The organism is Paenibacillus sp. FSL L8-0494, from assembly GCF_038003695.1.
Classification (GTDB): Bacteria; Bacillota; Bacilli; order Paenibacillales; family Paenibacillaceae; genus Paenibacillus_AQ; species Paenibacillus_AQ odorifer.
Genome location: NZ_JBBOPQ010000001.1, coordinates 367,485 through 379,468, shown reverse-complemented (window position 1 = coordinate 379,468; position 11,984 = coordinate 367,485). Strand labels below are relative to the sequence as shown.

7 protein-coding genes are annotated in these 11,984 nt (G+C 43.6%); 2 read left to right on the top strand and 5 right to left on the bottom strand.

Annotated features, from left to right (window positions below):
* Position 1: 1 nt before the first annotated feature.
* Positions 2-541: a MarR family winged helix-turn-helix transcriptional regulator gene (locus tag NYE35_RS01835; RefSeq protein ID WP_036687318.1), complete on the bottom strand. Its 540-nt coding sequence runs from the start codon at positions 539-541 to the stop codon at positions 2-4.
* A gap of 575 nt (positions 542-1,116) precedes the next feature.
* Positions 1,117-7,008: an S-layer homology domain-containing protein gene (locus NYE35_RS01830; protein WP_341120037.1), complete on the bottom strand. Its 5,892-nt coding sequence runs from the start codon at positions 7,006-7,008 to the stop codon at positions 1,117-1,119.
* Positions 7,009-7,264: 256 nt separating this feature from the next.
* Here NYE35_RS01830 and NYE35_RS01825 point away from each other — a divergent pair, with 256 nt between their 5' ends.
* On the top strand, positions 7,265-7,651 hold the full coding sequence (locus NYE35_RS01825; protein WP_038568262.1) for a hypothetical protein: 387 nt from the start codon (positions 7,265-7,267) through the stop codon (positions 7,649-7,651).
* A 105-nt stretch (positions 7,652-7,756) separates the two neighbouring features.
* Here NYE35_RS01825 and NYE35_RS01820 read toward each other — a convergent pair whose 3' ends face one another.
* The 3 genes from NYE35_RS01820 to NYE35_RS01810 all read right to left on the bottom strand — a co-directional run bounded on the left by NYE35_RS01820 (position 7,757) and on the right by NYE35_RS01810 (position 10,866).
* Positions 7,757-8,773 carry an AI-2E family transporter gene (locus tag NYE35_RS01820; protein ID WP_036687315.1) on the bottom strand — a complete coding sequence of 339 codons (1,017 nt, stop codon included), beginning with the start codon at positions 8,771-8,773 and terminating at the stop codon, positions 7,757-7,759.
* A gap of 140 nt (positions 8,774-8,913) precedes the next feature.
* A complete protein-coding gene (locus NYE35_RS01815) occupies positions 8,914-10,098 on the bottom strand; it encodes a polysaccharide deacetylase family protein (protein ID WP_081384015.1) in 1,185 nt (394 codons plus the stop codon).
* A gap of 210 nt (positions 10,099-10,308) precedes the next feature.
* The gene (locus tag NYE35_RS01810) at positions 10,309-10,866 is read right to left on the bottom strand and encodes a GbsR/MarR family transcriptional regulator (protein ID WP_076297246.1); all 558 of its coding nucleotides are present in this window, start codon (positions 10,864-10,866) and stop codon (positions 10,309-10,311) included.
* Positions 10,867-11,085: 219 nt separating this feature from the next.
* Between NYE35_RS01810 and NYE35_RS01805 the strand changes: the two genes are divergently transcribed.
* The gene (locus NYE35_RS01805; RefSeq protein ID WP_076107350.1) at positions 11,086-11,967 is read left to right on the top strand and encodes a carbohydrate ABC transporter permease; all 882 of its coding nucleotides are present in this window, start codon (positions 11,086-11,088) and stop codon (positions 11,965-11,967) included.
* Positions 11,968-11,984 lie beyond the last annotated feature (17 nt).

The window sequence follows — 11,984 nt, the reverse complement described above, 5'->3', positions numbered from 1 at the left end:
TTTAGTAGCTAAGATAATTACTTTTTTTAGTGGTTGTGCGTGGCTTCTGTTCAAGGGTTGGAGAGGTCTCTGCATTCTCCTTGGCGAGCTTCAGCAGGATATCCGAGAATCCTTCTAAATTGCTAATGATCCGCTGATAAAAGTCATTTTGCTGCGCCAATTCCTCCTCCGTAAACCCCTCAAACAAAAGCGAAATACATCGTTCTCCGATGTTGCTGTTCTGCTCCGCCAGCTTGCGGCCTTTATCCGTAATATCCAGCATTACCGTTCTACGGTCGCCTTCTTTACGTCTACGTACGGTATATCCACCCGCCTCAAGCTTATCGCTCAATGCGGTAATCGCACCTGAGGTGAAGTCTAGTTCATCCGCTAAGTCTCCTAGCCTTTGCTCACCATCGCGAATGATTTTGTGCAGAATCAGCATGCCTGGTAAGGAGATGCCTGCTACGGCGACCTTATCCCGCTCTTTCACGAATCTGCGAACCGCCTTGCGAAATGCCCAATCCGTCTCCTCCAGCTGTCTCCAATACTGTTCGCTCATGCTTACCTCTGCTTTCTCCCAATCAGCCCATAAAAAAAGACTCCCAGCACCTACCCCTGACAAGGGAAAAGTACGGGAGCCTTTGGTGGTCCAATCAGCTCGGTTGAATTATTTCACTGTTCATTTAATTACTGTTTAAGTATTGGTGATATCATATACCCCTTTATTCCTACCTGTCAAGTGCGTATTTTTAAGAATTCAAAAAAAGAGCACTCACAAAGGTGCCCTCTAACTTGTAAGCTTATTGACCACTTTCCAGTACAAGCGCATGACTGTCTTCATCATAAACCTGCATAAAAGATTATACGGCCGGTAAATAACGCTCTAACCGGTAAATATATTTTACCCGATTCCTGAAGTGGCAGATTGGAGATATTTAATTTCACTTGCACTCCTTGCAATCTATCTTTTATTTCGAAAAATTTGAAAATTAAAAATTAATCCAAAATATTATATATGAAAAATCATATGAGTAGTGAGAATTTCCTTTTTTTCATAGAAGAACATGAAGACTACACGCCAAAAATGACAAAAAGCAGACCAGAGTCACCTCTGCCTGCCTTTGCCATCCAATCTTATAAATTAATTATTCCATATAACAGTTTTGCGATTTCAGCGCGGGTTACTTTACCACGAGGGTCAAAGTTATTGTTGTCCTTGCCGTCAAGGATTCCCTTAGCCTGTAAATCAATGACTGCTTGCTTCGCCCACTCAGATACGCTATTCATATCCTTGAAGCTTGCAGTAGCAGCAACGGAAGCTTGCGATCCAGCTTTATACTGCATCAGTTTCTGCAAGACAACTGCCGCTTCCTCACGGGTAATTGCATCTTTAGGGCGGAACTTGCCATCACTGCCTTGGATCAATCCAAGCTGGACAGCTTTGTCTATCGACTGTGCATAATAAGCATCTTTAGATACATCTGCGAAAGCACTCTGGGCGATAGCTCCACTTGCCTCATCCAATCCGAGAGAACGAATGGCCAGTGTAACAAAGTCTGCGCGGGTTACATTCGCCTGTGGTCCATAATGCGTATCGTCAATCCCTTTAATCACATGCTTAGCCGTCAGCTTGGAAATATACGACTCTGCCCAGTGGCCAGCAGTATCCCTAAATTGCTTATGGTATTCCAGCACCGCAAAGGAGGAAAAGTGATTTGTTGTGAAGGTAACGGTATTATCCTTAAACACTCCACCCAAATATTCCAACGTGCTGCCATTTACATAATAGACACCCGCAAAATCCGTATCGAGCTTAGCAAACTGTTCCTTAGTCAGCGTCAAGGTAACCGTAACAGCACCTTTAAGCTGATGGATAGCTGTTTCTTTGCCGCCTGCTGATGTACTGAGGTTCATCGTAACGGTAGCTCTAGCTGGACCCATTCCAGCGACATTGGCCTGTACAGAAATCATACTCATATCAATGCTTAGTAGCAGCATATCACTGCCTGCCGGGATGGCTGGTAAGGAGCTTGTCGGTACGCTCAATGTAACGTTAGAAGACACAATATTCAGGTTCAGCTTCTTATCGATAGCCTGTTGTATACTCGCTGCATCAAGAGCAATTCTAATCTGACCTTGAGCCGAAGCGGCTCCGCCTACGCTAATCTTTAGGCTTCCCCCTGTAGCAGCTTCTTCTATCCGCTTCTTCAAGGCTGACGGATCAGCTGTATACGTTCCATTACTTCCTAATGTAAGTTCAATGTTTCCTTTTTCCGCTACCGGTGTGGTGGTAGGCGTTGGAGTCACTATTGGCACTGGTGAAACTACTGGAGGTGCCGTTGTCACCTCAGGTGTTGGTGTCGGCGTCACTTCTGGCGATGGCGATACCTCAGGTGTCGGCGTTACCTCTGGCGACGGTGTTGGTGTCACCTCTGGTGTCGGCGTCACATCCTCTTTTCCAGTGTAAAAGCCCCAGATATCTGAAAGCACACTGCCGGAGTGATCATCCTCAACCTTTGTGTACCATTGGTAGTAGCTATCCGGATTTAGCTTACTCCAAATGACCTGAGTCTCCGCGCCACTCTCTACTTGTTGATTGGCCGAAATTTCCTGATCGCTGTAAACCTTGACTCCGATATAGTCGGTAGCCACACGTTTAGTCACAGGCTGTAGATCCAGATCCAGAACGAACTCATCTTTGCCTGGATATTCGTCTTCATCATAGTAGTTATAATCATCCAAATAAGGCGAATAAGTCTTCACGCGAAGTTTGTTATTAGCAACATCGAACTGAAGCAGACGGATATAGCCAAGGCCTCCTTCTTCAGCACCTTGATAATCTGCCAGCATTTGATAGACACTGCGGTCTGGAATACCGTCACCGTTATCATCCAGCTCGTCCACCTTAAGCTCAGCATCATGATAATGGCCGGACAGTGCTGCGATTACGTTTTTGTTAGGTTTCACAACCATCTCAAAAATCTTATCCGCAATAGGTGCACGGTTATTAGAAACCAGCAAATATTCATGGAGACAAAGAATCGCTTTACGCTCTGGATAACGGGCAACGATCTCATTCATCCATTCGATTTCTTCCTCAGCCAATCCCCAGCCCATGTATACAATAACAAAATCATTTCCGTTCGCAGACACTAAATCGTAATGGCCCCTGTTGTTGTCATAAGAGCCACCGAAGGTCGGCATATTCTTGAATCTCCACTCCCCAAAATACTCCCAGAACTTCGTGTAATCCCCGGTTTGATGGCCTACGTCATGATTACCCGCAAGAACACCATAAGGAATGTTAGCTTCCTCCAGAACCTTCATGTTCCGGTCAGCTTCCTTCCACTCATACTCCTGATAGGATTTATCCACGACATCTCCTGTATGGATTACATATTTCAGGTTCAAGCTCTCTTTGTTGTCAGCTATCCATTCTACATTTTTACGGTAAATGTAAGGGTAGCTCTGTGAATAATATTGTGTATCAGACATCCATACAAAAGAGAAATCATACGTATCTTGTGTTACTGTAGGTGCTGTCTTAGCCACAGAAGCAATTTCGTCCTGAACCATTACAGCAATGCTATTTCCATTAGCATATGCTCCAGCTGTAACCGTGGATTTCAGCTCAAAATCCTCTGTTCCAGCGATTAAATGATCCAGCTGTACCCATTTTTGTTGAGCAGGGCTCCAAGCGTAGAGACTTACTTTACGTCCCGGCAACGAATTCCCTTTCCATTTAATATCTACACGATCTGACGCCTTAACCGACTCATCCAGCTTAATTTCATAACGCTGATAAGGGAATTGATCAACAGCATCATTAATTAAATATTGTCCGTCCACCGCACTTATTTTACTGTAGTCGTCACCGCTAAGCGCTTGTTCGCCCGCAGGTTCGGATTGTTTCGGCGGCTCTGTATCGGATGCGTTTATAAACCCAGCAAAGCCGTGCTCTGGATGGTTAGCATCGTACTTGAATCCTCTAAAGAAGGTAACGTTTATCTTATCCTGATTAGGATCTTCAACCTTAACCTTTAAAGTCGGATTAGTACCTACAGCAGTCTCCCAGTTCGTAGGAGAAATAAGCAGTGGTGCAAATGGATTCTCATTCGGCACATGGAATGCAATTACCTTTTCTGCCTGATTGCCGATCTTATCCAAGGCTGTGATAGAAAGCGTATGATCCCCAGCGGATAACTTCCCGGATGAAGTAGCATAGGGCAGTTCAATGACATTACCGTCCAGCTTTACACTGACCTTATCTACACCCGCATAGGTATCCTTAACTTCAGCAGCAATTTCAAAATTGCCACGGTAAGTTTGTCCTTCTTCTATCGATGCTTTAATGGATGGTGGCGTGTTATCGACAATCACGTTTGATGATACTTTCGTTCCACCTTCGGTAAGCGTTACTTTATGTTCTCCGTCAGGTACTTCTTTAGTATTCCAGTTATACGCCTTTGAACGGAACAAATCCGCTTTCAGATCAAACTGGAAGCCGAGGGATTCGTGCTTACCTGCGCTGTCCCCCATCTTGATTTCCTTATCACGTTCTGCATAAGCCGGATCCCAAATTTCGGTACCGTCTGCCAGCAGGAGACGAACATTTTTCACTTCAAAATCATCCTTATTCTCCTCAGGACGAGGGTCAAAGGGGGAAGATTTAGAGCCCGCCCGAATGTAAATCACATTATCCGCGCCCACTTGTAAAGCGGCAGAAGAAATAGGAAAAGTCAATGTAGTATACGTAGTAATCGGGTCCAGAAAGGTATACAGAATACTGGCATCTCCTAGTTCTTCCGGTCCCATCGTGATGGCATTTTTAAAATAATAATCCACATTTTTGGCTTCAAATACAAAGTAGGCATCATTCTCAAGTGCAGTATATGCCTCGTTATTGCCCAGTAGCAAACTGTCGATGCTCAAGCCTAAATCATCAGCCTTATCGGTGGCAGAGGTTCCTTTTACGGTCACAGAACCATTGATCAATTGCCCCTCCTTCACGTTCAAACGAAGTGGGGATTGATCCTGTCCTCCTGTAACTTTTACTTTTATTACTGGAGATTGTGTTTCATTCGTTCCATCAGAAACGACAAAGTAATATTGAATTTCATTTCTGCCAATCAAATCAGCAGAGGTCAATTTAAAGTGATACAAGCTGTCGTTGAATTCTTGGGATAGATTGTGGCTAACAGCCTCCGGCTGCTTGTCCGAAGATACTCTAACCTCCACAGAAGTAACAGCTTTATTGTCATCAGCAAAAGCCTTCAAATCGAGACCCATCGACTGGTCAATCTCCGTTACGCCCGTCAGATCTTCTACTGATGGTTTCTCCGTATCCGGCTCCACATGGATCGGCGTGTTTGGAAGTTGTGTTACATCCGTATGGCCTGGTGACGGAACGGCTGAGCCCGTACTGATCTTGAGCATTTTGCTTAGTCCATTGACAGGATACTTGTATAGAAGGGCTTTATTTTCTTTAGTATCGTCACCTTTAGCTCCACCATCGTAGGTGAGGTCTGCATCATAATACGCGGAGGAAATTTCTTTCTCCGTGTTACTTTTGATTACGACTGCCCGGCGGCCTGAGTTCGCCATACCATCGCTTTTGATCAAAAAGAGATTGGTGCCTTCAATTAAGTTTGTGTTGAATTCTGTATTGAAATCATTAGCAGTGTAAGTGCTATTTGCACTATTAATAACCCAAAACACCACGGACTGCTGTGCAGGAATCAGAAAGTTCTCTGGTGTCGAAGGCCACTTCACATCAGAAGCGTTACCTTTATCAGGATAACGATAATAGACCTTGTAGTCCTTGAAATTAACTGGTGCATCGGTATTGTTATAGACCTCAATGAATTCAAAAGCGTCGCTGCTCGTTCCTTTTACATTCGTCGAGTTTGGCAGCAGCTCTGTGATTAACAATGGTGGCACATTGTTCGGATCGAACGCCGGCAGATTCACATGAACAGAATAACTCTCTGTCACATTGTTAACGCGGATGCTGTAATGCAGCTCCGGCTCTTCCAGCGCAGCTGCAGGAATCATTGCCGCATAATCGTCCCCACCTTTTGAGGTCATGGTGATTACCGTATCTTTCACCTGAGAAGGAGAGCCATACTGTAGCTTCACTACGGGTAGTGATCCATCTGCCCCGCTTTCCAGATTAGTAATCTTCGCACTGATAGGGAGATCGGCTGGATCAACACTACTCTGTGCGATATGTTCAATCACTGGCTGCTTGTCCCCAGGAACTAGCTCAGGCACTTGTTCTGCCTCTACGGTTCCAGGCGTAGCCACAACCGTTCCTGAATTCGCCATGAGGTTCATAACGGAGCTATCTGCCTGCAAATATTGATAGAAGATCCCGTTATTCTCCTTCACCTGTTCTTTTCCATAGGAAGCAGAAACAATTAACGTATCTCCTGCATTGCTTTTAATTTGTAAATTACGCGCAGAAGTATTAGCCATCCCCCCGCCACCGTTGATCCGGAACAGATTCACTCCTTCCTGCAAAGCTGCAGAAGGACTAAAGTTTTTGATGAAATCCTCCGTAGGAACATTCAGATTATTGCCGTTCATAATCCAGAAAACAATATTTCCATGCGCCGGTATTACAGCATCACCATTAGGTGCCCATGTATCTTTGTCATTATAAAAGAAATAATAATCCTTAAAATTAACCGGCTTGTCCGTATTATTGTAGACCTCAACGAACTCGTAACCATCTACAGAGGTTCCATCTGTCCCTTTTACATTTTTAGTATCCGGAACAACTTCTGTAATCAGTAATGCTCCTGGATGGTTAGGTACCGCGTACACATCTGCCATTACAGTCGGTTGACTTAAAAGCGTGTCGAGCTCAACCTGTTCATCAAAATGCGCCTCTAATTCGGAAGATGTCTGCTCCATCTCCAGCTGCTGCTCCTCGGCATATCCTGCTGGAACCATGATTCCAAACATCAGACTGCTGGCAATTACGCTGGATAGAAAACGTTTAGCTTTTGCTGTTATTCTCAAAACTCCGAACACTCCCCATTTGTTTGATTGTGATTCAATGCATAAATATGCATTGAAGCTCATCTGGAAAGTATACCTGTGGTGTATTATCGCTATATCATAGCCGTGTTAAATCTTTAGGTTATTTTTAATATTGCTTAAGCTTCAGTTCAGCTTCACGGGTTACAATATAACTAGTTAGAACCCATTTTAAACGATACTTTAGACGGATGCTTAAGCAAGATAAGTTATTGCAGAACAAGAAAAGAGGACTCTAATGGATATAAAAAGAGTGATCATAGTCGGAACGGTAGTTGTAGTGATGTCTTTCGGAAATGCTTGGACTAGTCTTACCGCTAATGCAAGTTCGCCTGTAAAATGGTCCACCGCAGAGGTCGCGGATCAAGACGAATTATTGGAGGTACTTAACCAGCCAACGGACGAGGATCTATACGAGGCCATATATGACGGTAAGTCACTTCAAGATATTGCATCAGAACAAGGCCAAGATATTGAAGCTGTAATCGATCTACAAGTTGCCCAGCTAACGGATCAACTGGATTCACGGTTAGCCGCTGGAAGCATAACAACCGAGCAGTATGCGGCATATAAAGCAGAGCTGAGGGACATCGTTTCAGATAGTGTCCATACTTCCTTCGGTTAAGGGAATACATACAGCGACGCTGTAACATACACAAAAAACCCGGCTAGATGGACCTTCCATTTAGCCGGGTTTTGTATGTTTAATACTTATTCTATAACAGAATCCCTAAGTTCCTATCTTGTTCTCTCTGTTAATTTCCAGAATATCAAGGAAGAATACAAAGATCGGAATCCCCAGAATCAGACCCCATACCCCGAGATAATGCTCAGAGAATAACAACACGATAAACGTATAGAACATAGGCAAATTCATTTTGGATGACATCAGTTTAGGATTTAGGAAGTAGCCTTCTACAAAATGCAGTACGGCAATCATTGCCAGTACGTATATCGTCATGACTAGGCCACCAATATTGTAACCAATAATACAAAGTGGGATTAGCGAGATAACAAAACCTACAACCGGAATTAAACTAAGCAAGAAGATCATAATGGATAATGCGAAAAGGTAAGGAAAACCTAAAATCCAGAGTCCGATCACCGTAAAGCATGTATTAAACAACGCGATCAGAATTTGTGCTTCGATCACTTTTCCGAAAGAGGAGATAAATTTTCTGCCAAAATACTCAAGCTCTACATAGAACCAAGAGATTTTGCTCTCTTTAAGGCGGGAAGTGAAGCTAACGATCCTGTTTTTCTCAAGTATAAATACAAAGCTCAAAATGGTTGATAAAACAAAGCTGGTGCCCCAATTGCTTATTTTCAAGACATATTCAATACCGTCTTTCATGTACGACTGATAGTTCAAATCCTTAAGCTGGGCGAATATATACTGCACAATATCATTCTGCGGGATGTTCTCAGGGGTCAAATTGGTCAAAAAATTCGTTAACTGTTTAATCTGTATGAAAACCTTAGGCAGATAATTAACGAGGGTTATGACAATTACAGCGATTAAGGCAAGGTATAGAATAACAATAATCACTTTGCTGTTAACTGCTACATATTTGTTAATGCGCTTCGTGAGCAGCACTTGAAAGCTATTCATTACATACGCAATCAAAAACGTCAACAGTACCAAATTAAGCATATCTCTAATACTGAATAGCAGTAGAGCAACCAATCCTAAAATCAAAAAACGCCGGACCGTTAAATTTGCGTAATAACGCTTAAACAATTCCATCAGTTCTCTCCATTCGCCTACCAATTAGTACTCTGTTTATAGTCTACAGTAAGGAATTCACTTATAGCAACTAGTGATTCGCCTAAAATGACGAAATTACTCACTTTTTGTAATCTCATCATCAATAAAAGTGACACTTTTCATGCTCCTGCATCCATATGAGTCAATTCAACGATTCGGCGTTTCGGATCATATTTCATATCTATATGCAGATCTTTGCATAATTGATGAAACGGAACCATCAAGGTTCCCTTCCTCATTTCAGGAGAATTCCTTACCATATTCACCTTTTGGTTGTTCAAGGTCAATTCCATGGGCAAATCGATATGCTTCATCTGATCAAGCGTCAACGCAGCAGTAAGTGTCTCACTTCCCCCGTTAATTCGTGCGGCATTCCGATCCGCTCTAGTGTTAATCCCATCCTCAATTTTGAAGGTCAGTGAAATCCCCAGCGAATCACAAACAGCCAGCAATCTGTCATTGTAGGACCCATAAGGAAAAGCAATTGCCGAATCCGTATTGCCCAATTCTTCTTTCAGCCTTTGCTCCGCCTTGGCCAGATCACGTGTAACTCTGCTGTAGTATTCAACATTCATCTCATTCCTGTTCTCATCATCAACATATAACAAAGCACTTGCAGCTGGCCGCTGCCCGCCCTCGGCATCCACAATCCCATAATGGTGTAAATCATAGGTATGACTATAAAATCCCATCCCAGCATGCTTCATTTCCCGCATTTGCTCCCAAGTGAGCTTCGGCACGCTATTCGGATCTGGGTGATCAATTGTAGATACGATAACAAAATTGACGGCTGTATATCCGTATTTTTGCAAAACGGGGAACGCCAATTCATAAAAACTTTCATATCCATCATCAAAGGTCAGCAGCACTGCATTGTCCGGAACTGCGCCGTTATTCAGCATAAATTCGCGGTATTCCGCCATGGTGATCACATGAAAACCTTCCTGCTTCAGCAGATTCATTTGATCGTCGAACCGATCAACCGATAACACCCAAGGAAACTGTGGCATGGGCTTCTCGGAAAGATGATGATACATCAGCACAGCCACCTGATCTCTGTAGTAAATGCCTTTCGGAAGCGGTCCGGATTTCTGCCAGCCGATTTGTGTATTTAGTGCCTGTTCAGCTACTGCCTTCGGGATCATAAGATCATCAGACGAGGCTGGGTTGGCAGCTATCGTCTTTATCATTTGACCATTTACGTTAATAGTAATTGTTGAAGGTTCACGTTGTGTATTCAAAATAGCAGCAAGGCTTAACAGTAGAACTATGATAACAAGCAGCATATTTTTTTTCGTTTTCAATCTCAGAATCTCCTTAACAACATTTCTTGTCCCTATGTAACTATATATTTTATGGAAGTTCCACCTGCTATTGGTTACATTTTCTTCTTATTTTTGTTTCTTTATCATAAAAAAGAGGGCGAACCTCAAGCCTGAACCGTCTTAAGGAACACCCCGCAAAAATGGAGATCTATATACAATTATGTACATCTATATGTGATTGTAGACGGTCTAGGACCTTCTCTTATCTGCGAAGTAATTCTCTTCCCCAAGCTCGCCCACGAACTGCTGCAGCCAATGATAATATTGAACGGCATGCTCCAGCTTCTCCAGATCCTTCAGGCAGAATTGCCGCTCCTCCTCAGACGTATCCACGGCTTGAACCAGTCCCTCCAGCTCAGGAATGACAACGTCCAAGGCTTGCTTCATGACATCAATCTCCCGCTGCAGCTTCATCCCAAAAAAGTTCTTAAAGGTCTGAAAGAAATCTGTCTCCACTGCATACAGATCCTTTCGGTCCCGCTTCTCCTCCAGCTTAGTGACCATCTTGGAAGCCATCAAAGAACGGACCCCATAGCTCATATTACTCTTGCTCATATTCATCACATTCTTCATCTCTTCAAGCGTCATCGGACGGTCTTCAAAGAACATAATTCCATACAGCTGCCCGAATGAATAATTCGCACCATATAGGTCCATCGTCTGAGCAATCGCATCGATCATCGGACGCAGCAGCTGCTCGCGTGGAGATAAGTCTTTATTCTCTTCACCAAAGGCTACCTGTTTCATAGCTGCACCTTCATTCCACTTATAATCTACCCTTCTATTTTACACAAAATAGCAACTACCTGCGCTAATCTCTTAAATTTTTACATAATCTCGCATCGATCTTTACGTCCACTTGACCACGCAGCTGCTCGATGAGTGTACAATTTTTTTTGAACGGAAGAGCTTTCCTCAGAATTATACCGCAAAAAACAGAAGATGGAATGGGGTATCGACAGAATAATGAAACGTTCGAGATTTATAGGGGAGTTGAAACCGGTGCTCTTCACCTTGCCGGCAATGATTCCATTCGTTGTATTTTGGCTAGCGCCATTACTTTATGTATTTTATCTCAGCTTTACCGAATGGGACTTCATGAGCCCCGAGAAAACCTTTGTCGGACTAACCAACTATCTGGATCTGTTCAGCAATCCTGCCTTCTATAAAGCACTTAGAGTGACTCTGTTATTCTGTGCGGGAAGTGTGCTGCCCGTTATTCTGATCGGACTTGGACTAGCACTCCTGATGAACGGGAAGCTGAAAGGCTCCACCCTCTATCAGGTATTGCTGTTCTCCCCTTGGGTCACGCCGACCGTGGCTGTATCCATTGTGTGGTCCTGGATCTATGAACCCGAAATCGGCCTTGCCAATACTGTACTTGATCTATTAGGTCTAGAAAAAATCGGCTGGCTTCAAGACCCTAAATGGGCACTGCTCGGCATTTTGCTCGTGACGATATGGAAATCGGTAGGCTGGGCGATGATTTTTTACTTGGTAGCACTACGCAATGTCCCTACGGATCTGCTGGAAGCTGCTCAATTGGATGGAGCAAATGCTGTTCAAAAATTCATCCGCATTACCTTACCGCTCATCTCACCAACGACACTGTTTCTGTTCATCGTACAGATCATTGGCGCGTTACAGGCTTACGACCAGATTAACGTACTTACACAAGGTGGACCCTCAGGATCAACACGCACCTTGCTCTATATGTATTATCAGTCTGCTTTTGAAGCCTTCCAGATTGGAGAAGCCTCTAGTGTCGCAATGGTTCTGGTATTTATATGTATGCTGCTATCCGTAGTCTCGCTAGAGGTTAGTAAACGGACAACCCATTATCAATAACAACTGCTGTAAAGGAG

Excerpts from the sequence above, each read along its gene's own strand:
- NYE35_RS01835 (WP_036687318.1), bottom strand. The coding sequence starts at position 541 with ATGAGCGAACAGTATTGGAGACAGCTGGAGGAGACGGATTGGGCATTT.
- NYE35_RS01825 (WP_038568262.1), top strand. The coding sequence starts at position 7,265 with ATGGATATAAAAAGAGTGATCATAGTCGGAACGGTAGTTGTAGTGATG.
- NYE35_RS01820 (WP_036687315.1), bottom strand. The coding sequence starts at position 8,773 with ATGGAATTGTTTAAGCGTTATTACGCAAATTTAACGGTCCGGCGTTTT.
- NYE35_RS01810 (WP_076297246.1), bottom strand. The coding sequence starts at position 10,866 with ATGAAACAGGTAGCCTTTGGTGAAGAGAATAAAGACTTATCTCCACGC.
- NYE35_RS01805 (WP_076107350.1), top strand. The coding sequence starts at position 11,086 with ATGAAACGTTCGAGATTTATAGGGGAGTTGAAACCGGTGCTCTTCACC.